The following is a 26,280-nucleotide window of genomic DNA, read 5'->3' as shown; positions in this document are numbered from 1 at the left end:
TCGTCATGCGATGGACAAGGCCCGCCGGCGCCTGACAACGGGCCCGCATCTGCTGGCACTCGACGTGTGTGCGGCGGCCGTCGTGACAGCTGTGTACATGGCACTGGCCGACCAGGACGGCTCCGACGGCCTGCCCGGGTTCTCCGGCCCCTGGTGGCTGGGCCTGCTGGTGGCCGTCTGGGTGGGAGCGCCGCTGGCCGTCCGGCGGCTGTGGCCCCTGCCCGTCCTGGCCGTGGTCCTGAGCGCGTCGTCGGCGGCGACACTCCTCGACATCACCCGTGACCCGTACGTCTCCACGGCGTTGGCCGTCTATGTCGTGGCGCTCGGTGAGCCGGTCCGCCGGGCGTCGGTGGCGCTGGCCGTGACCCTGGTGGTCGCGGCGGCCGTGGTGATCACGGGCGAGGCGGCCGTGACACCGTCCGGTCCCTGGCCGGAAGCCGTCGCGACCGCGCTGTTCGTCTGGCTGCTCGTCGGGGCGGCGTGGTCGGCGGGACGCCTCGTGCGGGAACGCAGAGCCCGGGCGGCCCGTACGGTCCGGCGGCTGGCGGACGAGGCGCTGGCCGGGGAACGCCTGCGTATCGCGAGAGAGTTGCACGACATCGTCTCGCACAGCCTGAGCGTGATCGTCGTGAAGGCGTCGGTCGCCGATCATGTGGCCGGGGAACGCCCCGAGGAGACGCGCGACGCCATTCGGACGATCGAGCGGACCGGCCGGGAGGCGCTCACCGAGATGCGGCGTGCGCTGGGGATGCTGCGCGGTGAATCCGTCGGCCGGCGCACCGGGGAGCCCGGCCCGGCGCGGACGGCTCCCCCTCCCGGGCTGGACGACCTGCCCGCCCTCGTCCGGCGTACGGAGCAGGCGGGCGTCCGTACCGACCTCCGCACCCGGACCGCCCTGGGCCTGCCCGCCGGGACGGCGCTGGCCGTGTACCGGATCGTGCAGGAGGCGCTGACCAATGTGGTCAAGCACGCGGGCGACGGAGCAAGCTGCCGGGTGACGGTCACGGTCGGCTCGCGAGGGGATGTGTGTGTCGAGGTGGTGGACGACGGAGCGGGGAAGGCGACGGTGTCCGGGAGAGCGGAGCCGGGCGGCGGTCACGGACTCGTGGGGATGCGTGAACGCGTGACGATGTACGGGGGCACGCTGGCCGCCGGACCGAGGCCCGGCGGCGGATTCGCGGTGTCGGCCCGTCTCCCGCCCGGACCGGCGCACGGGCCGGTCGCCGGCCGGAAGGAGAAGGCCGTATGAGCGGATCGGTCCGGGTCCTCGTCGCCGACGACGAGCCACTGCTCCGCGGCAGCTTCCGGGTACTCGTCGACACCGCCCCCGGACTGACCGCGGTGGGTGAGGCGAGCGACGGCGCCGAGGCCGTCGAGCACACACGGCTGCTGCGCCCGGACGTGGTGCTGATGGACATCCGGATGCCCGGTACGGACGGCATCGAGGCGACACGGGCGATAGTGGACTCGCCCGCGACGGCCGGGACACGCGTCCTCATCCTCACCACCTTCGACCTCGACGAGTACGTGTACGGCGCGTTGCGGGCGGGGGCGGCCGGGTTCCTCCTCAAGGACACCTCGCCCGGGGTCCTGCTGGCGGGCATCCGCACGGTCGCCGCCGGTGAATCCCTGCTCGCCCCCTCGGTGACCCGACGTCTGATCGCCGAGTTCGCCCGGCTCCCGCATACGCACCGGGCGCCGGACACCTCGCTGGACGGGCTGACGGAACGTGAGCGCGAGGTCCTGGTGCTCGTGGCACGCGGCCTCTCCAACGCCGACATCTGCGAGTACCTTCACCTGAGCAACGGCACCGTCAAGACGTACATCGGCCGACTGCTGAGCAAGCTGCGGGCCCGGGACCGCGCGCAGTTGGTGATCAGCGCTTATGAGTCAGGGCTCGTGAGCGCCGCTCATCGGACCGGTGCCTGAACAGGACCCGGACCGTCACGGTGACGGGTGGCCCCCGAGCTCCGGCCCGATCCACCCCGGGAGGCACGGGGGGCACTTGCGGGATTCCGGCTGATCCGACAGCCTTCCGCCAGGGCGCTCGCTTGGCATGCACCTGATTGTTTGTGCACTCCCGTAGAGGAGGACCCCCATGTCACCGACCCACATCCCCCGCCGCGGAATCACCGTGTCGCTGTGCACGGCCGTGGTCGCGGCACTCGCGCTCGGCGCGTTACCCGCCACGGCCGATACCGTCACCCGTACCGCCACCGCTACCGGTACCGCCGTCAATGGCACCTTCGCGCAGGGCGTCATCCAGAACGCCGGTGCGCCGGGCGCCATCGAGGGCAGCTATGTCGTCACACTCCATCCGTCCGCGGCGGACGCCGGTTCGAAGGCCGGCCGACGGCTGGCCGCCGCGTACGGCGCGACGATCGACAGGACGTACGGTGCCGCGCTGAACGGCTACGCCGTCCGGCTCCCGGAATCGCGGGCGAAGAAGTTCGCCGCCGACCCGGCCGTTGCGTCCGTCGCGCAGAACCACCTGGTCAAGGCGTCCGCCACCCAGTTCGACCCGCCGTCCTGGGGGCTGGACCGGATCGACCAGCGCACCCTGCCGCTCGACCAGCGCTACACCTACCCCGACAGCGCCGGCCAGGGGGTGACCGCGTACGTCATCGACACCGGTGTCCGGACCACCCACGGCGACTTCGGCGGCCGGGCCGCCCACGGCTACGACGCGATCGACAACGACAGCGTCGCCCAGGACGGCAACGGCCACGGTACCCATGTCGCGGGGATCGTCGCCGGTACGCGGTACGGCGTCGCCAAGAAGGCGCGGGTCGTCGGGGTACGGGTGCTGAACGACGCGGGATCGGGCACCATCGCGCAGGTCATCGCCGGTATCGACTGGGTGACGGCGAACGCCGTCAGGCCCGCCGTCGCCAATCTCAGCCTCGGTGGCGGGGCCAACAGCGCCCTCGACACGGCCGTGCGCAACTCCATCGCGTCCGGCATCACCTACACCGTCGCGGCGGGCGGCTCGGCGGCCGACGCGTCGGGATTCTCCCCCGCCCGGGTGGCCGAGGCCATTACCGTCGGCGCGGCGACCATCACCGACGCGCGCGCCGGTTCCTCCAACTACGGCCGCGCCGTGGACCTCTTCGCCCCGGGTGTGTCGATCACCTCGCTCTGGAACACCGGCGACCAGGCCACGGCGACCCTCTCCGGCACATCGATGGCGGCTCCCCACGCCGCGGGCGTCGCGGCGCTGCATCTCGCGGACAGCCCCGGCGCATCACCGGCACAGGTGGCCGCCACCCTGATCGCCACCGCCACCCCCGGCGGGGTGGGCAACCCGGGCCCCGGCTCCCCGAACCGGCTGCTGTACATCGGCCCCTGACCTGTACCGACCTGACCCGTACCGACCCGACCCGTACCGACCCGACCTGACCCGGCGGGGGTCACGGACGGTGGCCGCGAGGCGGTCGGCCGTCCGTCCGTGGCCCCCGTCGCCGGTGACGCCCCGGCCGGTTCTCCCGCGCCCCCGATCCGTACGTGCCCCCGAACAGGTACGCGTCCCCTGACCCGTACGTGCCTCCTGACCCGTACGCGCCTCCTAATCCGTACGTGCCCCCTGATCCGTACCGGTTCGCTGATCCGTACCGGCGGCCCGCTCCGTACCGGTCGCCCCCTGTCCCGGCACGGCGGCCCGCTCCGTCCCGTCCGTGGGCACGGTCCAGAGGTGTTCGATCGTGGTGAGCACCAGACGGCAGACGGTGTCCGGGTCGGCGGCGGCCAGGGGCTCGCGGGCGGCGACGGTCCGCATCAGGCCGATGCCGAGGAGCCAGGCCATGGCCAGATCCGCGCGCAGCGCGCCGTCCTCGGCCCCGGAGAGCGTGGCCAGGGCCTTCTGGTACTCCTCACCCAGCTCCCGAAGTGTCCCGGCCGCCTCGTCGCCCCGCCCGATGGAGCGGAGATAGACCTCCAGCGAGCGGTCGGCCGTTCCGTCGGCGCTGCGGGTCAGCAGCGAGCGCAGCGAGGTCTCGAAGAGCTCCTCGGCCGGTGTCTCCCGCAGTTGTTCCAGGCCGCCCCGGGCGACGACCTCCGTGAGCAGGCCCTGTTTCGACCCGAAGTACCGGAACAGCAGGGCCTGGTTGGCCCCGGCCCGCTCGGCGATGTCGCGGACCGTCGCCCCCTCGTACCCCCGCTCGGCGAACAGGTCCCGGGCCGCTTCGAGCAGCCGGAGACGGGTGGCCGCGGCATCCCGTCGGCGCTCGCCGGACGGCGGGCCGGGGGCCTTCTCCACGCGGGGCTCCTCTCGGACGGCCCGTCAGGATAACGGCTGTAACGCGTCGTTGACCGCTCCGGAGGCCGGTCCTACCGTTGTAAGCGGCTGCTTACAACTGGGAGGCCCCTCGTGGCGACAGCTGACCTCACCCCCCTCGTCTACCCCTTCAACACCTCCGGCGGACTCCAGCTCGCCGAGGAGTACGAGCGCGTCCGCGACCAGCCGGGACTGTTACGCGTGCGGATGCCGTACGGCGAACCCGCCTGGCTCGTCACCCGCTACGCCGACGCCCGGCTCGTCCTGGGCGACCAGCGCTTCAGCCGGGCCGCGGCCGCCGCGCGCGACGAGCCGCGGCAGTCGGAGGGCCGGGCGGACGGCGGCATCCTCAGCATGGACCCGCCCGACCACACCCGGCTGCGCTCCCTGGTGGCCGGGGCGTTCACCGCCCGCCGGGCCGAGAAGCTCCGGCCCCAGGTCCGGGAGCTCACCGCGAGCCTCCTCGACGATCTGGAGGCGGCCGGACCGCCCGCCGACCTGGTGGACCGCTTCGCACTGCCGCTGCCGGTCGCGGTGATCTGCCGACTGCTCGGCGTGCCCACGCAGGACCGTCCGCGCTTCCGGGTCTGGAGCGACGCCGCGCTCTCCACCAGCTCCCTCACCGCCGCCGAGTTCAAGGCCAACCGCGAGGAACTGCGCGCGTACATGGCCGGGTTGATCGAGCTGCACCGCCAGGAGCCGCGGGACGACCTGATGACCACGCTCATCGAGGCGCGGGACGGCGGCGACCGGCTCTCCGAGGTGGAACTGATCGATCTGTGCGTGGCCGTCCTGGTCGCGGGGCACGAGACCACCGCGTCCCAGATCCCCAACTTCGTCCTCACCCTGCTGGACCACCCGGACCAGCTCGCCCGGCTGCGGGCCCGTCCCGAACTCGTCCCGGACGCCGTGGAGGAACTGCTGCGCTTCGTACCCCTGGGCAGCGGCGCCGCCGCGCCCCGGTACGCCACCGAGGACATCGAGGTCGGCGGCACCCTGGTCAGGGCCGGCACCCCCGTCCTGGTCGCCGCGGGCGCCGCCAACCGCGACGCGCTCCGGTTCACCGCCCCGGGTGTCCTCGACATCGCCCGCGCGGGCAACCAGCACCTCGGGTTCGGCCACGGGGTCCACCACTGCCTGGGCGCCTCCCTGGCGCGGATGGAGCTCCAGGAGGCGCTGGGAGCGCTCCTCGCCCGCTTCCCCGGGCTGCGCCTGGCCGGTGACGTGACCTGGAAGTCCGAGATGCTGGTGCGCGGCCCGCGCGTCATGCCGGTCGCCTGGTGACCGGCCGGGAGTGGGACACCCGTGTCGATCCGCGGCTCTGTCTGGCGTCGGGCATGTGCGCCGGGATCGCCCCCGAGGTGTTCACCCTGGACGGCGAGCACGCCCGGGTGCGGGAGGACCGGATAGAGCCGGACGACCGGGTCCTGGCAGCCGCCGAAGTCTGCCCGGCCCGGGCCATCACGGTCCTCGACCGGAACACGGTGATCGGTCCGAGCCGCGACTGACGCCGACGGCGACCCCGACGCCGATACCGACTGCCGGGTGCCGCCGACCCCCGTGACGCCGCCGACCACGTGACCGTGCCGACCGCCACCCACCTGACGCCGGTCCCGGCGCTGCGCGGCCGACCATCGGGGTCAGGAGTCAGGGGGGCAGGGGCCGGGGGCGGCCCGGGGGGTCAATGGCGGTGCGGGGGCTCCGTGGGGGAGTCAGGGGTGTCCCAGGAGCCGGAGCGGGGCTGCGGGCCACGCGGCGGCTTCGGCTTGCGGGCGGTGCGCCGACTGCCGATCCAGAACGCCGCGAGCAGCGCGCCGACGATGATGACGCCGATGATGATCAGCAGCGGCGAACCGGAACCCCCGGCGGCCAGGACAAAGAAGGACGGGACATGTTCGCTCATATGGAGCGTGTACCTCGGCAGAGGCGAACCATGTCCACGGCACTCCAACAAATCGGGACAGCTCCCGCCCCACCCGGCACGGGAGCGGCGGTCCCCCCGAGAGCGGCGGTGCCGATCCGGCAACGGCAGCCCCGGGATTACGCGCCACCGGGGCGGTGTGTTCGGGCCAAAGGCGGAGGAAGCGGCTCCGTCAGGTGTGCATGACCGCGGCCCGGGAAGGCGCAGCATCACACCTCCGCATCTCCGCCCGAAGGGAGCTCGGCCGCGATGACGACCGTCAGAACCGCCCCGTACCGGGACAGCACCACGCACCAGCGCACGACCGGCCGTTCACCGGACAGCGGCCTTCCGCACGTCAGCTGCCCGGGCCAGGTGGCCCCCAAGGACGCGAAGGGCCTGTCGAAGGTCTTCTTCGACCGCCTCCGTACCCTGGAGGAGGGAACGCCGGAGTACCAGTACGCCCGCAACACGCTGATCGAGATGAACGTCTCCCTGGTGCGATTCGCCGCCGGCCGGTTCCGCAACCGCGGCGCCGGGGAGATGGAGGACATCGTCCAGGTCGGCACGGTCGGTCTGATCAAGGCGATCGACCGGTTCGACCTGAGCCGCGAGGTGGAGTTCGCGTCGTTCGCCGTCCCGTACATCGTGGGGGAGATCAAGCGGTACTTCCGTGACTCCTCCTGGGCGGTCCATGTCCCGCGCCGTCTCCAGGAGCTGCGCACCGAGCTGGCCAAGGCCCGTGACGAACTCTCCGCGGTACTGGACCGCGCTCCGACCGTGGGTGAGCTGGCCGGACTGCTGGAGCTGAGCGAGGCAGAGGTCGTCGAGGGCATGGTGGCCTCCAACGGCTACACGGCGGGTTCCCTGGACCTCCCGGTCACCGACCAGGAGGACGGTCCGGCCCACGGCGCGGGTGGACGTTCGTACGGTGATGTCCTCGGTGACGTCGACCCGGCGATGGAACTGGTGGAGGACTTCCACGCCCTCGGTCCGCTGCTGGAGGAGCTGGGGGACCGTGACCGGCGCATCCTGGAGATGCGTTTCGGCCAGGAGATGACTCAGGCGGCCATCGGGGACGAGCTGGACCTGTCCCAGATGCATGTCTCCCGTCTCCTGTCCCGCACCCTCGGCCGGCTCCGCGAGGGGATGCTCACCGAGCGTTGAGGCGGGTCCGGCCCGTATCACGTTCGGGTGGAGCCCGTCGGTACCGGCTTCGGAGGAGCCCGCCGTGTTGTGCGGCCGGGTGAACGGAGCAACCCTGGAGTGAGGGGGGCTGCCCCACGACCGGAGAAATCATGATCATTCTAGGGCTCGTGCTCCTGATCGTCGGCCTGGTGGCCGGCATCGGCATTCTGTGGACCATCGGGATCGTCCTGGTCGGGATCGGCGTCGTGCTGTGGGCCCTGGGAGCCCTGGGGCACGCGGTGGGAGGCCGACGGCACTACTGGTGAGCGAACGGCACTGCCACCGGACAGCTCCGTCCGGGTGACGGACTCGGGGCGGACTCTGTGAGGTGTACGTGGTCGGTGCGATGACGCGGAACGACAGTGGAGACGGCCCGGTGCTGGCTCCGTGGACGGTGTACTCCCCGCAGGAGGACACCCAACTGCTGGCCCGGGCCCTGGACCGGGAGCGCATCGCCGAGGACACCGCCGTCCTCGATGTCGGAACCGGTGGCGGAGCGCTCGCCCTGGCCGCCGCCCGGCGGGGCGCCCGCGTCACCGCCGTGGACACCACCTACCGGGCCGTCCTCACCGCCCGGCTCAACGCGCGGCTCGCGCGGTTGCCCCTCGAAGTCCTCCACGGCGACCTGTTCGCCCCGGTCGTCGGCCGCCGTTTCGACCTCATCGTGAGCAATCCGCCCTACGTCCCGGCGCCCGGGGCCGTCCGCCGCCACCGCGCCGCGGTGGCCTGGGACGCGGGCACCGACGGACGCGCGCTGCTCAACCGGATCTGCCACGGCGCGGGTACGTCACTGCGCCCCGGCGGTGTGCTGCTGCTCGTGCACTCCGCGCTGTGCGGCGTCGCGCCGACCCTGGCGGGACTGGAGCGGTCGGGGCTCGAAGCGCACGTCACCGACCGCTGGCATGTGCCGTTCGGCCCGGTGCTGCGCTCCCGGCTGGCGTGGCTGCGGCACCGGGGGCTCGTCGGCGCCGACGAGGAGAAGGAAGAGCTGGTGATCATCCGTGCCGAACGGACCCGCTGAACGGCCGGTGCCGGCCCGGCCTGTCGAACAGCCGGTTTCGAACGCAGCCGCGGAGCGGCCGGTTTCGAACGGAGCCGCTGCACAGCCGCTGCCGGCCCGACCCGCCGAAGAACCCGTCCCGGACCGCTCCGCCGGACAGCCGGTCCCGGCCCGCTCCGCCGGACAACCGCTGCCGGACCGCCCCGTCCGGCAACCGCGCCGCGTCACGATCACGAAGGACGGACCGATGCTCGTCGAAGGGCCGGTCGAGGTGGTCCTGGACGACGGGAGCAGCGTGGTGTCGGACCGCTTCACCGTCGCGCTCTGCGTCTGCCACCGCAGCAGGAGCTTCCCCTGGTGCGACACCAGCCACCGCGGCCGGACGAAACGGCGGTCCGTATGACCGCCCCCGCGCCCGACGGCCACGACCGCGCCGCGGGACCCGCGCTGCCGCGGAACCGGGGGGAACTCTCACGCGCCGTCCTGGAGGTGTTGACCCGGCCTGTCGGAACGGCCCTGCCGGGGCGGACAGCGGAGGCGGTCGCGGTCGCGGACCCGTACGGGGACGATCTGCAACTGGCCCTCTACCTCTGCTACGAACTGCACTACCGGGGCTTCGCCGGTGTCGATCCGGAGTGGGAGTGGGAGCCCGGACTGCTGGGGCTGAGGGCGGGAATGGAACGCCGCTTCCTGTCCGCGCTCCGGGCCGACTGCGGTCCCCCGAGAAAGGCCGAGGAAGCTCTCGCGGAGCTTGTCGCCGAACCGGCCGACGGCGAAGGGGCGTCCCATTTCCTCAAGGAGCGGGGGAAGTTGTGGCAGTTCCGCGAGTACGCGGCCCAGCGCTCTCTCTATCACCTCAAGGAGGCCGATCCGCATGCCTGGGTCATCCCGAGGCTGACGGGCCGGGCGAAGGCCGCGATGGTCGCCGTCGAGTACGACGAGTTCGGCGCCGGACGGGCCGAGCGTGTCCACGCCCGGCTGTTCGCCGATCTGATGACGGACCTCGGACTGGACACCGCGTACGGACGGTACGTCGACAGCGCCGCCGCCCCCATGCTGACCAACGTCAACCTGATGTCCCTGTTCGGACTCCACCGTGCGCTGCGCGGAGCGCTGGTGGGCCACTTCGCGGCCGTGGAGACCACCTCGTCGCCCGGTTCGCGACGCCTCGCCCACGGTCTTGAGCGCGTCGGCGCGGGCCCCGCGGCCGTCCACTTCTACGCCGAGCACGTGGAGGCCGACGCGGTCCATGAGCAGATCGTCCGGCGGGAGGTCGTCGGCGGACTCCTCGAAGCCGAACCCTTCCTCGACGAGGACATCGCCTTCGGCGCCGACGCCACCGAATGGACGGAGAACCGGCTGGGCGGCCATCTCCTCGCCGCCTGGCGAGACGGCCGCACCTCCCTGCGCACACCCCTGTGACCCGCCCGCCTCCCACCGGCGCCGGACGGCCACCCGCCCCCGCCGATCCGTCCGGCGCGGGCCGCCGGGGTGGCTTCCGCCCCGCTCCCGCTCGGGTACGGGTCGAGAATCCGACCGGTACCCGAGAAAGGTGGGGTGGAACGGCTGTTCGGGGGTACACGGTGCCCAAGTGGCCGCCCGGCGCGGCCCGCACCGGGAGCGGACCGTCCCCGGTGCTCCCCCGGAGGTGGAGGCTTTTCATGCTGAAGGCGCACCCGGCCGTACTGAGGAACCTGCTGGCCATTCACGCCTCCCTGCGGGAGAAGGCGTCCGGGGACGTCGTTCCGCTCCAGGTGCGGCGCCAGCTCCTGGACACCGAGTACACGCTGTGCATGTCGACCGGCTGCTACACCATCGAGGACGCGATGGCCGCTGCCCGCAGCCAGCTGGAGGAGGAACCGGCTCTCATCTGAGCCGATGAGCGCGCCCGCGAGGGGATCGGTCCCGACGGCGCCCCGCCGGACATGACGCGCACACCCCGCCGGACATTCGCGTGCCCGTCTTCAGCAGGACAATCCCCGCCATCGGGCATCTAATGGATGGTGAGCGACGAAGCAGGCCGAGCGGTGGAAGGGTGAGTCATGGCGAAGGACGAGAAGGCCCGCGCCAAGGGCCAGCAGGTCAAGGGCAAGATCCAGAAGGAAGCCGGGCGTGCGGTGGGCAATGACCGCCTGGCGGCGAAGGGCGGGGCCAAGGAGACGGAAGGGCAGGCCCGCGAGGCCAAGGAGAAGGCCAAGGACGTCTTCAAGCCGTAGCCGCACGTAGCCGGAAGACCGGAAGCCGGACGAGGCCGTAACCGCACGTAGCCGTCAGCCGGACGCGGCCCCGGACACAGCCGGAGAGAGCCCGACAGCCCCCGTTCCGCGGGGGCTTCTCCATGTCCGGCGGCCCCCGCGACCCGGCTCCGCCGCCTGCCTCCCGGCATCGGACTAGGCTGGAGGAGGACTCGGGGCCGAATCCCGCCGGGAGGCGGTTGATCATGACTGGACTGGTGATCCGGAGTTTCGACTCCGCCGACGAGACGAGACCGTTCGGGGACGGCAAGGGCAGGCTGGACCTCCTCGAAACGGCCGGCGGACCGGTCGGCCGGGCGGTCTTCGAACCGGGCTGGCGCTGGTCGGAGCACATCAAGCCACTGGCGGGCACCGCCAGCTGCCAGGAAGCCCATACCGGGTACGTGGTGAGCGGACGTATCAAGATCGTCATGGACGACGGCGAGAGCGCGGAGGCGGGGCCCGGTGACTTCATCCGGGTCGCGCCCGGACATGACGCCTGGGTGGTCGGGGACGAACCCTGCGTCGCGGTGGACTGGACCGGATACGGCGACTACGCGAAGCCGCCGTCCGCGTAGGGACCCACCCGGAAGCTCTGTCGCGCCCCCGGCCTGTGGCGAAGGGCCGGGGGCGTCGGCGTGTCCGCCTGCCGCGGCCGGGGAGCGTGCCCGCCGACATAGGCGAAAAGGGAGCAAGGGGGCGGTGGCGCCCTTCCTGGCCCCAGTCGCCCGGCATGGGAGACTTCGGCTCCAATCTTTGCATGTACGTGACATATGTCACTGACATATATGCAGGCTGCACGCTCACCAAGATCGGAAAACTCGGCATTTGGTCTGTTTACCGTCCGGATATGTTCAACGACTGTCAGTATCCGCATCCTGAAAGACAGGAAGTGCTTTGACAGTCGTGGATCACATGCCCTCCCCCGAGGAGCGAGGGCATGTATGGAGAGTCGACAGCAGAGGGACACGTTGGACGGCCTGCGGCATCGCGCTGCTGATGTCCGTCGCGCTCACGGAAGGCGCGTTCGCGGCCGACGGGTCCGAAGGGCCCGTCAAGGAGCCGGTGCCCGTGGTCACGCAGGCCGCGGACATCCCGTCCGCGAAGGCGGCGGCCCGGTTGTCGGGCAAGCGGGTCGAGGCGCTGTCGGAGCGCAGCGGTACCTCCACGACCTGGGTCAACAAGGACGGCAGTCTGACGACCGACATGTCGTCCGGACCGGTGCGGTTCGTGCGGGACGGCCGATGGGTCGATGTCGACGTCGAACTGGAACGGCAGGCCGACGGATCGGTGCGGTCCGCGGCGCACCCGGCCGATCTGGCGCTCGCCGGGAAGACCGGCGCCGTCCCGAGGTCGCTGGCCGCGGCCAACGACACCCGGGCCCGCGACCTCGTCACCATCGGCGAGGGTGACGAGCGGATCGCGCTCCAGTGGAAGGGCGGACTGCCCGCCCCGGCGCTGGACGGCACCCGCGCGACGTATCCCGGCGCGCTGCCGGGGGCCGACCTGGTGGTGGAGGCGACCCGTACGGGCTTCGAGCAGTTCGTCGAACTGCGTGAACGCCCCACGGCCGACACGTACTCGTACACACTGCCGCTGCGGACCAAGGGGCTGAAGGTCCGTCAGCTCAAGGACGGCAGCCTGCTGTTCACCGACGCCGCGTCGGGCCGCAAGAAGCGGGCCGTGATGCCCGCGCCCCTGATGTGGGACGCGACCGTCGACAAGCGTTCCGGGGAGCACACCAACCGGGCCAAGGTCGACATGAAGGTCGTCAAGACCCGCGGGGGAGTCGACCTCGTGGTCACCCCGGACGCGGAGTTCCTCGCCGACCCGGACACGAAGTACCCGGTCACGGTGGACCCCTCGACGTCCTCCCTGTCGAACGTCTTCGACACCTACGTCCAGCAGGGCGAGACCGTCGACTGGTCCGCCGACACCGAACTGGACCTCGGCAACCCCGGCACCACCAACCCGGGCGGTACTCCCCGCACCGCGCGTTCGTTCCTCACCTGGAACACCACCCCGGTCCGGGACGCCCTGATCATCGACGCCGAACTGAGCCTGTGGAACTTCCACTCGGCGAACACGGACTGCAACGCGCATCCGTGGGAGGTGTGGTCCACCGGCGCGGCCTCGACATCGTCCCGCTGGACCGCCCAGCCGGCGTGGACGGCCAAGCGCGCCACCTCCACCGAGACCCGCGGCAACCCGGCCTGCACCACCCAGCCGGACGGCTGGGTCAAGGCCGACGTCAGCACCCTGGTCCAGGAGTGGTCCTCCGCCAAGGCCACCCGCGGTCACATGGGGCTGCGTGCCACCAGTGAGACCGCCACCGCGCAGTGGAAGCGCGTCAACTCCGCGAACGCCGCCGCGAACCCGCCGAAGCTGCGCGTCACCTACAACTACCGGCCGCGCACCGGCACCAAGCAGGAGGCCGGACCCCCGTACTTCTCCTACGGCGGCTCCTACGCGGTGAACACCACCACGCCGACCCTGCGGGACACCTTCGTCGACTCCGACGGTGACAAGGTCAACGGCACCTTCCAGATATTCGACAGTGCCACCGACACCCAGGTCGGCAACGTCATCGTCTCCCCGTACGTGCCCTCGGGCCAGGTCGCCTCGGTGACCGTGCCGGCCGGTGTCCTCACGAACGGCAAGACGTACAAGTTCCGCACCAACCCGTACGACAGCGCGCACTACAACACGGGCTGGTCCCCGTGGAAGACGTTCACCGTCGACACCGCCGCGCCGTCCGCCCCGGGCTCGATCGCCTCCACCGACTACCCGACCGGGCAGTGGGTCAAGGGCGGCGGTCAGCCGGGGACGTTCACCGTGACCCCGCCCGCCGGGACCGACCACAACTGGCTGGAGTGGTCGCTCGACGGTGTGGCGTGGACCAAGGTGCCGACCGGCGGCGCGAGCGCGCCGAAGGCCATCCAGGTCACCCCGCCGAAGGACGGTACCCACACCCTGCGGGTGCGCGCCGCGGACAAGGCGGACAACAAGTCCGAGGCCGTCGAGCACACCTTCCACGCGGGACCCGGCGGCTTCCTCCGGCCCGCGCCGGGCGAGCGCACCGCGCGCCGGCTGCCGCTGGCGGCCGAGGCCGACGGCTCGAAGTACGACAAGGTGTCGTTCTCATGGCGCCGTTCGGAGGCGGACCCGTGGAGCACCCTGCCTCCGGGTGACGTGACCGCCGGGGGCACCGCGCTCACCGGCTGGCCGGCCGCTCTGACGAACGGCAGGAGCGCGAACCTCGTCTGGAACGCGACCGACACCGTCAACCCCGACGGCGCGGTCCAGCTGAAGGCCGACTTCACCGGTCCCGGCGGCGCCTCGGGCAGCAGCGAGCCGCTCTCCGTCGTCGTCGACCGGACGGCCTCCGGTGCCGCCGCCGAGGAGGTGGGCCCCGGTACGGTGAACCTGCTGACCGGTGACTTCACCCTGTCGGCCACCGACACCTCCGCGTTCGACCTGTCGATCTCCCGTTCCGCGTCCTCCCGCACGCCCGACCAGGGCGTGAAGCAGGAGGGCCAGGCGGCGATCTTCGGCAAGGAGTGGGTCGCGGGGACCGCGGCGGAGCTCACCGAGTCCGAGTACAGCCATGTCCGTGAGGTGTCCGCCAACGCGGTCGACGTGGTCATGGCCGAGGGCGAAGCCGTCCACTTCACCGCCAACGCGGCCCGTAACGGCTGGATCGCCGAACCCGGTTCGGAGGACCTGACCCTCACCGGCGGCGTCACCGGCTCGTTCACCCTGGCGGACACCGAGGGCACGGTCACCCAGTTCACCAAGCCCGGTACGGGCGCGACCACCTGGCAGGTCTCCAGCACCCTGCTGAACGGGCTCGCCCAGTCGGCGACGACCGTGGTGTCCGAGACGGTCACCGTCGGCGGCAAGCAACTGGCGCGCCCCGCGCGGGTGATCGCGCCGACCTCCGCCGTGACCGCCGCCACCTGCACCTCCGCTCCGGCGACCAAGGGCTGCCGGGCGCTCGAGTTCGGATACGCGAGCGCCACCACCGCGACGGCCACCGCTCTCGGTGACATCGACGGCCAGGTGAAGGAGATCCGGCTGTGGTCCACCGAGCCCGGCGCGGCGAACGCCACGTCGAAGGTGGTCCAGACCTACCGCTACGACTCCCAGGGCAGGCTCCGGGAGGCATGGAACCCGCTGATCACCCCGCTGCTGAAGACCCAGTACGGCTACGACACCGCGGGCCGGGTCACCTCGTACACCGAACCGGGTGAGCTCCCCTGGAGCTTCACCTACGGGCAGGCCGGGGGCAGTGCCACCGCCGCCGACGGCATGCTGCTGAAGGCGTCCCGCTCCGGGCTCCAGCCCGGCACGGCCGCCACCGAGCAGGGCACCGCCACCACCAGCGTGGTCTACGACGTGCCGCTCAGCGGCGCCGCCGCCCCGCACCAGATGAGCGCCGCGCAGGTGCGGGACTGGGGCCAGACCGACGCCCCGACCGACGCGACCGCGGTCTTCCCCGCGGACTCCGTCCCCGCCTCGCACTCCGGTTCCGCGCTCGGCGCCGCCGACTACCGGCGCGGCGAGGTGCACTACCTGGGTGTCTCCGGGCGCGAGGTCAACACCGCCTCGCCCGGCGGCCACATCACCACCACCGAGTACGACGCGTTCGGCAACACCGTGCGCGAACTGTCCGCCGCGAACCGGGCCGTCGCGATCGGCACCGGCGCCGCCGACCGGGCCGTGCAGACGGACCTCGGCATCGACCGGCTGGCCCCCGCCGAACGGGCCGACCTGCTCGCCACCCGCTCCGTCTACGACGACAGCGGCATCCGCGAACTCCAGGAGTTCGGCTCGCTGCGGCGGGTCGACCTGACCGCCGACCTCAAGTCCGGCGCCAGCACCCTGGTCCCGGCCGGTTCGTCGGTGATCGCCCGCACCTGGACGGTCAACGAGTACGACGCGGGCCGTCCCACCGACGGCACCGCCAAGGTCCGCGACCAGGTCACCAAGGCGACGGTGGGCGCCCAGGTCCGCGAGCACCCCACCGTGCAGGGTGAGACCCGCGCCACCCAGACCGTCATGGACTGGGCGCGCGGCCTGCCCGTCAAGTCCGTCCAGGACCCGGGCGGACTGGCACTCACCACCGAGACCGAGTACGACGCCCAGGGCCGGGTCACCAAGCAGATCCCGGCCGGAGCCACCGGTACGTCCGCGGCGGCCCGGGTCACCACCTACTGGTCCGGCACCGGTACCGGCGCCTGCGCCGGGCGCCCCGAATGGGCCGACGCGGTGTGCACCACCGGCCCCGCCGGTCCGGTCACCGGAGGCGGCTCGAACCCGGCCACCCTGCCCACCACCACCAACGAATACAGCTGGTGGGGCGCGGAGTCCAAGGTCACCGAGGTGTCCGGCAGCACCACCCGGACCACCCAGATGACCTTCGACGCGGCAGGCCGGCAGACCGCGGTCACCGTCACCGGGGGCTCGGGCCAGGCCCTGCCCGCGGTGACCACCGCGTACGACCCGGCGGGCGGTGACATCGTCACCACGTCCTCCCCCGAGGGCGGCACGATCACCAAGTCCTTCGACAAGCTCGGCCGCCAGATGGCGTACACCGACGCCGACGGAGGCACCACGGCCACCGAGTACGACCTGCTCGACCGGCCGGTGAAGATCACCGACAGCGTGCCCTCCACGGTCACCTACACCTACGACCACACGGCGGAGCCGCGCGGACTGCCGACCCGGATTGCCGACTCGGTGGCCGGCGCCTTCGAGGCCGCGTACGACGCGGACGGCTCCGTGACCAGCGAGAAGCTGCCCGGCGGATACACCGTGAAGACCCGGGAGGACACCTCCGGCGCGGCGCTCGAACGGACCTACACCCGCGACAGCGACAGCACACTCGTCTACTCCGACACCATCACCCGGTCCATCCACGCCCAGAACACCAGCCACAGCGGCTGGTCCGACCAGACGTACCGGTACGACGCGACCGGCCGTCTCACCACCGTCGAGGACACCGCCAGCACGGTGTGCACCCGGCGCGCCTACGGCTTCGACAGCCGCAGCAACCGCACCACGCTGACGGCGGCCACCGGCACCGAGGGCGCCGACTGCCCGACCACGGGAGGCACCACCACCACCCACACCTACGACAGCGCCGACCGCGTCGTCGACACCGGCTACGCGTACGACGCCTTCGGCCGGACCGCCACGGCGCCGGGCAACGGCACGATCGGCTACTACGCCAACGACCTCGTCCACCGGCAGACCGCCGACGGCAAGCGCCAGACCTGGAGCCTCGACTCCGCGCTGCGGTTCCGCTCGTGGCAGGTGGAGAGCGGCAGCGGCAGCACCTGGACGCTCCAGGCCACCAAGGTCAACCACTACGACGGCGACGGCGACAACCCGCGCTGGATCACCGAGAACGGCTCCGGCGCGCTGACCCGCAACGTGGACGCGGCGGGCGGCGATCTGGCCGCCACCACCGGGAAGACCGGCGACGTCGTCCTCCAGGTCACCAACCTGCACGGCGACGTGTCCCTGCAACTCCCGCTGACCGCGGGCCAGGCACCCGTCGCGGTGGAGTCCGACGAGTACGGCAACCCGCGCGGCGGACAGTCCGAGATCCGCTACGGCTGGCTCGGCGGCAAGCAGCGCTCCAGCGAGACCCTCACCGGTCTCACCCTCATGGGCGCGCGGCTGTACAACCCGGCCACCGGCCGCTTCATGTCCCCCGACCCGGACTTCGGGGGCAACGCCAACGCCTACGACTACTGCTACGGGCAGCCCCTCAACTGCTACGACCTCGACGGCCGGTGGGCCTGGTTCGCGGTCGGCGCGGCGGCCTACGCCTGCTCCAGGTGGTGCCCGGGCAAGCGGACCCGCAGGATCGCGGGCGCGGTCTCGATGGTCTCCGGCGGCGGAATCCTGCGCAGCCTCGCGATCCGGGGCGGCTCGCGGTACCTGGCCAAGCGTTCGGTCAAGAACAGCATCCAGACCAAGCGGGGCTACCGGGTCGACGTCCGCGGCAAGAAGCCTCACTACAATAAGTGGGGCGCGCGACCCAAGGGCAAGGGTGCCGGCGCGAGCTGGCGCCGCATCCGGTACCGGAAGAAGTACATGGGCTTCCCCCATGTGCAGTACTACCGGGGCGGCAAGCGGTACGGGAAGTGGGCCTACCGGCCCGGCCTGCGCCACATCTACCGTGCGTGGCGCTCCCTGTGAGGTGAGCTGACGTGAGCCCGGGTGCGGGTGAGGAAGGCACACCCCTTCCTCACCCGCACCCTTCGCCATGGCCCCGAACGCCACCGCCCCACACGCCCGCAAGCCCGCACGCCCCGTTCCGCGTTCCACCGCTCAACCGTTTCCTCCGTTCCGACGAAAGGTCGACACCCGATGTGGCAAGGCTGTACCCCGGTCCTCGACGACGAGCCCGGACACTCCGGGCGGGAGATCACCGGCTGGCGCGTCCCGGGCACCGGTGAGCTGGACATCGAGTCCGAGGGCTTCGGACTCACCGTGTCGCCCACCGGCGCCACCCTGCGGGCGGAACTGTCCTTCGCCCGCGCGTACACGGAGTCCGGGACCGAGCCGTACCGCGAACTCGGCCCCGTCACGCTGGTGCTGGAGCACGTGACCTCCCTCGCGCTCGGCACACCCGGCGCCCCCGAGGGCCCGCTGTGGAAGCGGGTACTGGGCGGCGACCCACGGGACGAGACCCTGCGCATGGAGTGGGAGCAGCGGGACGACATCCTCCACGTACGCGAGAACGGCATCGCGCTCTCGGCCCGGGGCGGCAACTGGCACTGGAGGATCGACGGCTGAGCCCGTTCGTCCGGGACCGCCGTCCGAGAAGGCCGTCCGCGGGGGCCACGGAGGGGCCTTGGGACGACGGCCGGCGCGCGGTGATCCCGGCCGAACAGCCGGACCCGAACGGGCCGGCCCCTCGTACGGTGGCCACAACCGCCGTACCGGCCCTGCCCGGGAATCCCCGCGCCGGTCGGCGTGTACGCGCACTGGAGCCGAATCACCGACACCGACCCCGTCCCCACAGCGACGGCGCCCCTCCTCGACGACGACAGGGTCTTCAGCCCTACGAACAATACCGGTGCCTGGTCACAGGGCACCCGGCCCACGGCGGGCTTCGGGCGCAGCGGGACGGCGTTGTCAGTGGTCGCCGCTAGGTTCAGTCGTGTCCCGCCGGTCCGGCGTGGGCACCCCCCTGGCGCAGAGGAGATGGCGCGTTGTCCTATTGGGAGAGGTCCAGCACGGCCCGGGTGACGGCATCCGCGAGGCCGCGCAAACTCGCGAAGGTCCCGTTCGTGGAGCTGGCCGACGGGCGGTTGCAGGGTGTGGTGTCCAGCGGGTCCGACGCCGGACGGGTCTATGTCTCGTCGGTCGCGGCCGGTACCCACGCCTTCACATGCAGCACCAACAACAACCGGCCCTGCGGCGGCGCGCGGGGTTCGTTCTGCAACCACATCCGGTCCCTGATCGCTGAGTCGGTGCTCCAGTACGGTGCCGGGCGGGTCGCCCGCTATCTGAAGGCCGATGTCGCGGACGGCGAGCCGGACGCCCAGGCCGTCACCGCCGCCATGGGCGCGGTCCGTCCGCCGCAGGGGGACAGCACCGCCGCCGCGTCCGTCTTCAGCCGCTTCCTGCACCACCTGGCCTATCTGGAGCTCACCCCGGTCACGGCGCCCTTGCCGGAGATGCAGTGGTTCCCGCCGACCAGGGCGGCGTGATGCGCGCCGATCTGCTCACCGCGTCCGTCGACGGGCTCGACGAAGCGCTGACGGCCGTCGACGCCTTCGACCTCGCACTCGCCGGAGGACTGCTCCGTCCCGGGCCCGCCCAGGCCAAGGGCCTGACCGGACTCGCCCGCGCCGTCGCGGGGACCCCGCTCGCCGCCGGGGTCGGCGAGGCGGCACAGAAGGCTTCGGCCGGAGCCGCGGGCGAGGACCACCTCGTCGCGCTGGCCGCCGCCCGCACCGCCCTCCTCGGTTCCGTCCACGACGCGCTGATCACCCGGATCGCGGAGGCGACCGGACGGCCGCGCGACAAGGAGTTCGCCCCGGCGGCGGGCGGACGGCAGGCGGCGAATCTCCAGACCGCCGCCCGCTCCTGGCTGTCCGACCTGGCGGGCCGCGGCTGGCAGGGCATCGACCACGAGCTGGTCTCCGGGTCGGCGCGGATCATCTCCGCGATGCTCCCCGACCCGGACCTGCGCCGTCTGGCGACCCTCCTCGACGGCTTCGCCGCCGAGCTCGCCGCGTCCTGTCCGGGCGCCGCCCTGGAACGCGTCCCGGCACGCCGCTGGGCCGACCTGTGGTCGCGCGCGATGCTGCTGACGCTCCCCGGAGCCGCCGACATGCCTGTGACGGGCACGGCCACCGGCCGTCTGCTCCCTCTCGGCATCGACCTCCAGGAACACCCGACCGCCGCGCAGGCACAGATCCACGCCGTGTTCGAACCCGCGGACGGCGGCGCGCCCCGGCTGGTGCGTGCCAGTGTGTCGGTGCCGAAGCCCGACACCGTGGTGGGAGCCGGGCTCTGGCAACTGCTCCGCCCGCACATGCCGCTGCTCGCGGCCGTCCGGGACGGCCGTTCGATGGACCTCGACGCCATGCCGGTCACCGCCGAGGGCGATCTGATCTGGAGCGACGAGCACGCGCGTACGGGGGAACCCGCCGACGCCTTGACCACGGCCCGCGTCGCCCTGCCCGCCGCCACCGACGCGGCGACCGCCCCGCTGGACCGCCATCCGGCACGCATCGCCGTGCCCGTGTTCCTGGAGGGATGTGCCGTCCAGGAGGACGGGGACGCGATGACGTTCACCGTCGCCGGGCAGCCGCTCACGGTCGACATCGACCGGGTGCCGACCGCCGGACCCCTCACCCCCGAGGCCGTCGCGGCGTCCCGCGCGTGCGTCGGGCTGCTGCGCTGGGACGCCGGAGCGTTCCGCGTCCAGCCTCTGGCCGTGGAGACGATCGTACGGAAGAAGCCCGTCGTCATCCACGCCGGTGGCTGGGCCGCGGGCACGACCGACAAGGCCGGTGCCCGGGCCGAGAAGGCCGCCACCGACGCCGTGACCGTGCTGCGCGAGCGCGCGGGAAGGCTGCTGCGGAAATGACCGAGCGCACGACCGGCCGCACGACCGGCCATACGACCGAGGACACCTCCACCACGGATCAGGCGACCGAGCGGCCGACCGGTGGCGCGGCGGGCGAACCACCGGCCGGGCGGGGCCACGGAACCGCCCCCGCCGACGCCCATGACAACCGCCGCCAGGTCCTGTACTGGCGGCTGCTCGCCCGCCTCTTCGACGCCGAGGAACAGCCCGCGCTGGAATCCGCCGGTCTCGCTGTCGTCGAGGACATCGGTCTGCCGTCGGCGCTGCTGGACCCGCAGGTCTCCGTGGACTCGATCGTGCAGCGCCACCCCGAGCTCGGCTCCGAGTTCGACGGCCTGATGGCACCCGCCCCCGACGACGACGGCACCCGCGACCGGGCAGCCGAGGTACGGCGCGCGGCACTCGTGTCGAAGGTCCTGCTCAATGTCTTCGCCTCCGGCTCCGGCGCGGTCACCGCCGGACAGCTGACCCGCTGGCAGTCCGACGCGGGCTGGCTGGAACGCGCGCTCGGCTGCCGCCCCGGCGAACTGCGCGGTGGCCGCGCCGCACCGGGTGCCGCTGCGGGTGGGTCAGGTACGGGTGCCGCGGGGGCGGGCGTGGCCGCGACCGGCACCGGTGGCCCGTGTGCGACGCCCGATCTCAGCCGCCTCATTCCCACGATCGGACCGGAACTCGACGCCATCGAGGCCGACCTGGTCAAACGCATGCGACTGCGTGAGGTGCTCGCCGACCCGGATCTCGCCGCACGCCTCACCCCCAGCATGTCCCTGATCGAACAGCTGCTCCGGGACAAGAACAACCTCTCCGGTGTGGCGCTGGCCAACGCCAAGGCACTGATCCGCCGATTCGTCGACGAGGTCTCCGCCGTGCTGCGCACCCAGGTGGAGAAGGCGACCGTGGGCCCCCTGGACCGCTCCGTCCCGCCCAAACGCGTCTACCGCAACCTCGATCTCGACCGCACGATCTGGAAGAACCTCACCAACTGGAGCCCGGAGGAGGAGCGGCTGTACGTCGACCGCCTCTACTACCGGCACACCGCGCGCAAGACGACTCCCCAGCGGCTGATCGTCGTCGTGGACCAGTCGGGCTCGATGGTCGACTCCATGGTGAACTGCACCATCCTGGCGTCGATCTTCGCCGGGCTCCCGAAGGTGGACGTCCACCTCATCGCGTACGACACCCGGGCACTCGACCTCACCCCGTGGGCGCACGACCCCTTCGAGACCCTGCTGCGCACCAACCTCGGCGGCGGCACCGACGGCACGGTCGCCATGGCACTGGCCCAGCCGAAGATCGCCGAACCCCGCAACACCGCCGTCGTGTGGATATCCGACTTCTACGAATGGCAGGCCGGGCCGCTCTTCGAGAGCATGACCGCCGTTCACCGCTCGGGAGCCAGACTCATCCCCGTGGGCTCCGTGACCAGCTCCGGACGGGGCAGCGTCAACCCCTGGTTCCGGGAGCGGTTCAAGGACCTCGGCACACCGGTGATCTCCGGTCATATCGGCAAGCTCGTGCACGAACTCAAGACGTTCCTCACCTAGAAAGGCCCCACCGCCATGTCCGACCTGTTGCGCGCCCCCGCCGAACTCAAGTACGCCGAGGAGCTGGACTGGCTGGAGTCCGTCGACGCCGGGCCCAAGCCCTTCTCCTGGCGCCTGTCACCCAAGATGGTCCGGCTGTTCGTCCTGGGCTCCGAACGCGCGGACGGCCTCGACCGGAAGATCCCGCAGAAATGGTTCGGCGACCGCAGCTTCGTCGAGCGCTCCATCGTCACCCTGGCCTCCGACCGCGGTCTGCTGCTCATCGGCGACCCCGGCACCGGCAAGAGCTGGCTGGCCGAGCTGCTGTCCGCCGCGATCAGCCGCAACTCCACCCTGGTCGTCCAGGGCACGGCCGGCACCACCGAGGACCACATCAAGTACTCCTGGAACGTGTCCATGGTCATCGCCAAGGGCCAGTCGCGCGAGTCGATGATCCCCTCACCGATCATGACCGCGATGGAGACCGGCGCGATAGGCCGGTTCGAGGAGCTCACCCGCTCCACGAGCGATGTGCAGGACGCGCTGATCTCGATCCTCTCCGAGAAGTACATCTCGGTCCCCGAACTGGACAGCGACGGGATCGTCTTCGCCAAGCCCGGCTTCTCGGTCATCGCCACCGCCAACAGCCGTGACCGCGGGGTCAACGACCTGTCCTCCGCGCTCAAGCGCCGCTTCAACTTCGTCCGTATCCCGGTCATGACGAACAAGAAGAGCGAGACGGAGATCGTCCGCTTCCGCACCGAGGAACTGCTGCGCCGCCACCAGATCGAGCTCGACGTACCGCCGACGCTGCTCGACGTACTGCTCCAGAGCTTCGCCGATCTGCGTGCCTCGGCCGCGGCGGCGGGCAGCGACGACGAGAAGCTGGAGTCCGCGCTGTCCACCGCCGAGCAGATCGGCGTCCTTGAGGACGCGATCCTGCACAGCAACTTCTTCGGTGAACGCGCCCTCACCGCCCACACCCTGGCCTCCTCGCTCGTCGGGTCGCTGGCCCGGCGCGAGCCCGAGGACCTCGCCATCCTCAACAAGTACCTGCACGGCGTCGTCGAACCACGCAGCAAGGAGGAAGGCGGATCATGGCCGGAGTTCCTGGCGGGCGGACGCGAAGCGATCGCCACCCTGTCATGAGCACCGCGCAGAGCAGCCCGGCCGTGACCGGTACGCACGACGAGACGTTCACCGCGCTGCGCGCCCAGCTCCAGGAAGCCGCCGCGGAGTTCGCCGGTGGGACCGACGCCCTGGAAGGCATCCTGCTGGGCATCGTCGACGACGTCGACCGCGCGGTGCGTGAACCACTGGAGATCTTCCCCGTCTGCCACCACTCGCCCGCGTCGGCCACCGCCATGGCACGCCGACTGCGCCAGAAACAGCCGAAGGTCGTGTACCTGGAGCTGTGCGAGGACATGGCGCCGCTGCTCACCGAACTCCGCAACTGCCGACTCCCGGTGGCGGTACAGGCGTTCGCGACCGAGACCGACGGCTTCCCGGCCGAGTGGTCCCCGCTGTCGGTGGTGGCGCCGATCACCGAGGCGTCCGCCGAATACCAGGCGATCGCCTACGCGCTGGACACCCCGGGGGTCGAGCTGGTCCTGGTCGACCGTTCCTCCGACCATGTCTTCCAGTGGGACGCGCGAGCGACCCGGTCCACCGGGCCCGAGGAGAGCCCGGCAGGGCCGGACGCACCGCCCGCCGAGCCGGAGGCGGCCCTGCACGGGGACGCCGTCGGCGTGGAGATCGGCGATCTGCGGCCCCGCTTCGCGGAACTGGAGGAACATCTGCTGCGCCACGGCCGGGTGCGGCACTGGTCGGAGTGGTGGCACCAGTACGTCGAACTGCCCCTCGGGGACAGCGACCACGACACCTACCGCCAGGTGATGCTCCTGATCGGCAGCCTCTTCAGGCGCCTCGCACCCGGCGACCCGCACCGGGTCCGGCTGGACGAGTACCGCGAGCGCTATATGTGGACACGGATGCGCGAGCACCTGGCCGCCACCGGCACGGACCCCGCGGACTGCCTCTACATCTGCGGCGCCTTCCACGCGGCCAGCCGGGTGGCGGAGTTCGGTGTGGACGGCACCGACACCTTCGAGATCACCCCGCGCACCGCCACCACCTGGCAGCACGGTCTGATCCCGTCCAGCCACACGGCGATCGAGGCACAGTTCGGACTCGCCGCGGGCTCCGTGTCGATCGCCGCGACGGTCTGGGCGCAGAACCTCCGGCGCACCCGGGTGGAGCCGTACCGGCTGGCCGGGCAGACGGGCACGCGGAAGCCGAAGGCCGGGAAAACCGCCCCCACCGGGACCCCCGGGCCCGCGGCGGAGTCCTCCGACCGGCTGACGGGTTTCCTCCAGCGCTCACCCGTCCTGGACCCGCTGGACGAGGCCGAACTGCTCGGCTGGTCGGTGGAGATCGTGCGGGCCGCCCGCCGTAACGGCTACCTCGCCTCGACCGCCGACGCCATCGCGGTGTTCGAGACGTCGATCCTGCTGGCCGGGATGCGCGACCGGGCCAGGCCCACGCCGTACGACTTCCAGGACGCGGCCGTCACCTGCATCGAGAAGGACACCGTCCCAGGCAGGCGCGATGTGCGCCGCCTCGTCGAGATCATGATGGGCGGCGACCGGACCGGCCAGGTCGGCTACGACGCGCTGCCGCCCCTGGCCCGTGATGTCCACGACCGGCTCGCACCGCTGGACCTGAAGCTCCAGCAGCGCGGGGTGCGCCGGGCACTGCTCGACATCGCCGGCCGCCCGGAACTCGCCCGCTGCTCCGACGTCCTGTGGATGCTGCGCGCGCTGATGCCCCATGGCGCCGCCCGGCCGATCATGGGTGAGCGCAAGCTGGGGGAGCGGTCGATCCAGGAGTCCTGGGACCTGGCACTGGGCACCCATCAGCGCGCGCTCATCGAACTCGGCTACGAGGGCGTCAGCATCGAGCAGGTCCTGGAACAGCGGCTGCGCCGACGCGCGTACGACCCGCAGGCCACCACCGCGACCGTCCTCGGCGCCGTCGAGGACGCCCTGCTGTATCTGCGCAGCCGCCGCCTCGCCGACGAGCTGGGCACCCGCGCGCTGGAGGTCCTGTCGGCCGAGCGCAGCGTCGACGGCGCACCCGAGGTGCTGCGCCGGGTGCGCGGACTGCTGGCGTACTACCGCACCACCGAGCCGGTGCTGCCGCCCTGGATCGAGTCCTTCGCCAAGACCGGTTACGCGCACTACTGCACCCTGCTGCCGACGGCGTTCACCGACGAGGACGCCACGGTCCGCCAGGTGGCGGCGATGCTGGGCTTCCTGTTCGGCATGGAGAGCCTGGCGCTGTCCCTGGGCTGCGACCGGACCCAGCTGGAGCTGGCGGTGGCCCAGTCGCACCCGGCCGAGCCGGCCAGGACGGCGCTGCTGTGGGCGGCCCGGACGCACCTGGGGCAGCTCGACCGGGCGGATCTCCGGGCGAGGTGCGACGAGCTGCTGGCCAACCCGATGCTGGTGAGCGCCTATCCGCGCTACCTCAGCGGCTTCGTGCACGCCCTGGAGCCCGTCCCGGGCCTCGCCGACTTCGTCGTCGAAGCGGTGTCGAACGCGTTCGCCCGCCTGCCGGACCCGGTCCTGCTGCCCTGGCTCCCGACCCTGATCACCACCCTGCGGTCGGACGGCGCCGATCTGGCCCCGCTGCTGATCCGTGAGGCCGGACGGATCTTCCCCGGCCGCCTCACCGAGCTCGACGCCTGGGTGCCGCCGTGGCAGGCGCCACCGGAGCCGGACACCATGGACCCGGGCCCCCGCGCCGAGGGCGCCCGCGGCTGCGTCCTGCTCACCGCCCACCCGGACACCTGCGACGCGCTCGCGGACCTGCTGGGCTGGGAGGGGACATGGGAGAAGGCTGACCCCGGTCCACCGGGCGCGGCACTGGTCGGCCGGTACCCGGACACGGCCGTGGCGCTCGAAATGCTGCTGACGGGCGGGTGATCAGCGTGCCGTCGGCGGCCGGGTGATCAGCGGGGCGGGCGCTGACCAGGGCCCCT

Annotated in this window: 21 protein-coding genes and 1 pseudogene; 20 read left to right on the top strand and 2 right to left on the bottom strand. The window is 72.0% G+C overall.

Annotated features, from left to right (window positions below):
• Positions 1 to 10: 10 nt before the first annotated feature.
• The 3 genes and pseudogenes from AB852_RS10995 to AB852_RS10985 form a co-directional block, all read left to right on the top strand.
• Complete coding sequence (locus AB852_RS10995) at positions 11 to 1,249, top strand: sensor histidine kinase (RefSeq protein ID WP_073786496.1); 1,239 nt, start codon at positions 11 to 13, stop codon at positions 1,247 to 1,249.
• Positions 1,246 to 1,929 (top strand): response regulator, encoded by a 684-nt coding sequence (locus AB852_RS10990; RefSeq protein WP_073786494.1) that lies wholly within the window; start codon positions 1,246 to 1,248, stop codon positions 1,927 to 1,929. Before AB852_RS10995 ends, AB852_RS10990 begins: the two co-directional genes overlap by 4 nt.
• Positions 1,930 to 2,098: 169 nt before the next feature.
• A pseudogene (locus tag AB852_RS10985) lies at positions 2,099 to 3,343 on the top strand (S8 family peptidase); the annotation flags it as partial.
• A gap of 222 nt (positions 3,344 to 3,565) precedes the next feature.
• Here the strand turns inward: AB852_RS10985 and AB852_RS10980 are convergent.
• A complete protein-coding gene (locus AB852_RS10980; RefSeq protein WP_073786492.1) occupies positions 3,566 to 4,255 on the bottom strand; it encodes a TetR/AcrR family transcriptional regulator in 690 nt (229 codons plus the stop codon).
• 111 nt (positions 4,256 to 4,366) lie between these two features.
• Between AB852_RS10980 and AB852_RS10975 the strand changes: the two genes are divergently transcribed.
• Both AB852_RS10975 and AB852_RS10970 read left to right on the top strand, forming a co-directional pair.
• A complete protein-coding gene (locus tag AB852_RS10975; protein ID WP_073786490.1) occupies positions 4,367 to 5,557 on the top strand; it encodes a cytochrome P450 in 1,191 nt (396 codons plus the stop codon).
• Positions 5,554 to 5,781 (top strand): ferredoxin, encoded by a 228-nt coding sequence (locus tag AB852_RS10970; protein WP_206606907.1) that lies wholly within the window; start codon positions 5,554 to 5,556, stop codon positions 5,779 to 5,781. The genes AB852_RS10975 and AB852_RS10970 overlap by 4 nt, the downstream gene beginning before the upstream one ends.
• 173 nt (positions 5,782 to 5,954) lie before the next feature.
• Here the strand turns inward: AB852_RS10970 and AB852_RS10965 are convergent, their stop codons facing one another.
• Complete coding sequence (locus AB852_RS10965) at positions 5,955 to 6,176, bottom strand: DUF6479 family protein (protein ID WP_073786484.1); 222 nt, start codon at positions 6,174 to 6,176, stop codon at positions 5,955 to 5,957.
• A 267-nt stretch (positions 6,177 to 6,443) separates the two neighbouring features.
• Between AB852_RS10965 and AB852_RS10960 the strand changes: the two genes are divergently transcribed.
• From AB852_RS10960 to AB852_RS10895, 15 genes are all read left to right on the top strand, one after another.
• Positions 6,444 to 7,340: an RNA polymerase sigma factor SigF gene (locus AB852_RS10960; RefSeq protein WP_073786481.1), complete on the top strand. Its 897-nt coding sequence runs from the start codon at positions 6,444 to 6,446 to the stop codon at positions 7,338 to 7,340.
• A gap of 131 nt (positions 7,341 to 7,471) precedes the next feature.
• A complete protein-coding gene (locus AB852_RS39645; RefSeq protein WP_099280811.1) occupies positions 7,472 to 7,627 on the top strand; it encodes a DUF6131 family protein in 156 nt (51 codons plus the stop codon).
• An 80-nt stretch (positions 7,628 to 7,707) separates the two neighbouring features.
• The gene (locus AB852_RS10955; protein ID WP_073787704.1) at positions 7,708 to 8,382 is read left to right on the top strand and encodes a HemK2/MTQ2 family protein methyltransferase; all 675 of its coding nucleotides are present in this window, start codon (positions 7,708 to 7,710) and stop codon (positions 8,380 to 8,382) included.
• 226 nt (positions 8,383 to 8,608) lie between these two features.
• Complete coding sequence (locus tag AB852_RS10950; protein WP_107499228.1) at positions 8,609 to 8,764, top strand: CDGSH iron-sulfur domain-containing protein; 156 nt, start codon at positions 8,609 to 8,611, stop codon at positions 8,762 to 8,764.
• A complete protein-coding gene (locus AB852_RS10945) occupies positions 8,761 to 9,783 on the top strand; it encodes an iron-containing redox enzyme family protein (RefSeq protein WP_073786478.1) in 1,023 nt (340 codons plus the stop codon). Before AB852_RS10950 ends, AB852_RS10945 begins: the two co-directional genes overlap by 4 nt.
• Before the next feature lie 239 nt (positions 9,784 to 10,022).
• Complete coding sequence (locus AB852_RS10940; protein WP_073786475.1) at positions 10,023 to 10,235, top strand: DUF5133 domain-containing protein; 213 nt, start codon at positions 10,023 to 10,025, stop codon at positions 10,233 to 10,235.
• A 168-nt stretch (positions 10,236 to 10,403) separates the two neighbouring features.
• The gene (locus AB852_RS10935) at positions 10,404 to 10,577 is read left to right on the top strand and encodes a CsbD family protein (RefSeq protein ID WP_073786472.1); all 174 of its coding nucleotides are present in this window, start codon (positions 10,404 to 10,406) and stop codon (positions 10,575 to 10,577) included.
• A 224-nt stretch (positions 10,578 to 10,801) separates the two neighbouring features.
• Positions 10,802 to 11,173, top strand: coding sequence for a cupin domain-containing protein (locus AB852_RS10930; RefSeq protein WP_073786469.1), 372 nt, complete (start codon positions 10,802 to 10,804; stop codon positions 11,171 to 11,173).
• Positions 11,174 to 11,594: 421 nt separating this feature from the next.
• On the top strand, positions 11,595 to 17,807 hold the full coding sequence (locus AB852_RS10925) for a DNRLRE domain-containing protein (protein ID WP_079184507.1): 6,213 nt from the start codon (positions 11,595 to 11,597) through the stop codon (positions 17,805 to 17,807).
• 171 nt (positions 17,808 to 17,978) lie between these two features.
• Positions 17,979 to 18,407 (top strand): hypothetical protein, encoded by a 429-nt coding sequence (locus tag AB852_RS10920; protein WP_073786466.1) that lies wholly within the window; start codon positions 17,979 to 17,981, stop codon positions 18,405 to 18,407.
• Positions 18,408 to 18,826: 419 nt separating this feature from the next.
• Entirely contained in the window at positions 18,827 to 19,327 is a 501-nt protein-coding gene (locus tag AB852_RS10915) for a hypothetical protein (RefSeq protein ID WP_073786463.1), read from the top strand.
• On the top strand, positions 19,327 to 20,715 hold the full coding sequence (locus AB852_RS10910; protein WP_178391009.1) for a hypothetical protein: 1,389 nt from the start codon (positions 19,327 to 19,329) through the stop codon (positions 20,713 to 20,715). The genes AB852_RS10915 and AB852_RS10910 overlap by 1 nt, the downstream gene beginning before the upstream one ends.
• Positions 20,712 to 22,259: a VWA domain-containing protein gene (locus AB852_RS10905; protein ID WP_079184506.1), complete on the top strand. Its 1,548-nt coding sequence runs from the start codon at positions 20,712 to 20,714 to the stop codon at positions 22,257 to 22,259. The genes AB852_RS10910 and AB852_RS10905 overlap by 4 nt, the downstream gene beginning before the upstream one ends.
• Positions 22,260 to 22,274: 15 nt before the next feature.
• Complete coding sequence (locus tag AB852_RS10900; protein WP_073786457.1) at positions 22,275 to 23,387, top strand: ATP-binding protein; 1,113 nt, start codon at positions 22,275 to 22,277, stop codon at positions 23,385 to 23,387.
• Complete coding sequence (locus AB852_RS10895) at positions 23,384 to 26,224, top strand: DUF5682 family protein (RefSeq protein WP_073786454.1); 2,841 nt, start codon at positions 23,384 to 23,386, stop codon at positions 26,222 to 26,224. Before AB852_RS10900 ends, AB852_RS10895 begins: the two co-directional genes overlap by 4 nt.
• Positions 26,225 to 26,280 lie beyond the last annotated feature (56 nt).

The organism is Streptomyces uncialis (genome assembly GCF_001905345.1).
Lineage (GTDB): Bacteria > Actinomycetota > Actinomycetes > Streptomycetales > Streptomycetaceae > Streptomyces > Streptomyces uncialis.
This window is presented reverse-complemented; position numbering and strand designations above follow the sequence as displayed.

Excerpts from the sequence above, each read along its gene's own strand:
- AB852_RS10950 (WP_107499228.1), top strand. The coding sequence starts at position 8,609 with ATGCTCGTCGAAGGGCCGGTCGAGGTGGTCCTGGACGACGGGAGCAGC.
- AB852_RS10925 (WP_079184507.1), top strand. The coding sequence starts at position 11,595 with ATGTCCGTCGCGCTCACGGAAGGCGCGTTCGCGGCCGACGGGTCCGAA.
- AB852_RS10965 (WP_073786484.1), bottom strand. The coding sequence starts at position 6,176 with ATGAGCGAACATGTCCCGTCCTTCTTTGTCCTGGCCGCCGGGGGTTCC.
- AB852_RS10920 (WP_073786466.1), top strand. The coding sequence starts at position 17,979 with ATGTGGCAAGGCTGTACCCCGGTCCTCGACGACGAGCCCGGACACTCC.
- AB852_RS10995 (WP_073786496.1), top strand. The coding sequence starts at position 11 with ATGGACAAGGCCCGCCGGCGCCTGACAACGGGCCCGCATCTGCTGGCA.
- AB852_RS10935 (WP_073786472.1), top strand. The coding sequence starts at position 10,404 with ATGGCGAAGGACGAGAAGGCCCGCGCCAAGGGCCAGCAGGTCAAGGGC.
- AB852_RS10900 (WP_073786457.1), top strand. The coding sequence starts at position 22,275 with ATGTCCGACCTGTTGCGCGCCCCCGCCGAACTCAAGTACGCCGAGGAG.
- AB852_RS10905 (WP_079184506.1), top strand. The coding sequence starts at position 20,712 with ATGACCGAGCGCACGACCGGCCGCACGACCGGCCATACGACCGAGGAC.
- AB852_RS10945 (WP_073786478.1), top strand. The coding sequence starts at position 8,761 with ATGACCGCCCCCGCGCCCGACGGCCACGACCGCGCCGCGGGACCCGCG.
- AB852_RS10895 (WP_073786454.1), top strand. The coding sequence starts at position 23,384 with ATGAGCACCGCGCAGAGCAGCCCGGCCGTGACCGGTACGCACGACGAG.
- AB852_RS10940 (WP_073786475.1), top strand. The coding sequence starts at position 10,023 with ATGCTGAAGGCGCACCCGGCCGTACTGAGGAACCTGCTGGCCATTCAC.
- AB852_RS10990 (WP_073786494.1), top strand. The coding sequence starts at position 1,246 with ATGAGCGGATCGGTCCGGGTCCTCGTCGCCGACGACGAGCCACTGCTC.
- AB852_RS39645 (WP_099280811.1), top strand. The coding sequence starts at position 7,472 with ATGATCATTCTAGGGCTCGTGCTCCTGATCGTCGGCCTGGTGGCCGGC.
- AB852_RS10910 (WP_178391009.1), top strand. The coding sequence starts at position 19,327 with ATGCGCGCCGATCTGCTCACCGCGTCCGTCGACGGGCTCGACGAAGCG.
- AB852_RS10930 (WP_073786469.1), top strand. The coding sequence starts at position 10,802 with ATGACTGGACTGGTGATCCGGAGTTTCGACTCCGCCGACGAGACGAGA.
- AB852_RS10960 (WP_073786481.1), top strand. The coding sequence starts at position 6,444 with ATGACGACCGTCAGAACCGCCCCGTACCGGGACAGCACCACGCACCAG.
- AB852_RS10955 (WP_073787704.1), top strand. The coding sequence starts at position 7,708 with ATGACGCGGAACGACAGTGGAGACGGCCCGGTGCTGGCTCCGTGGACG.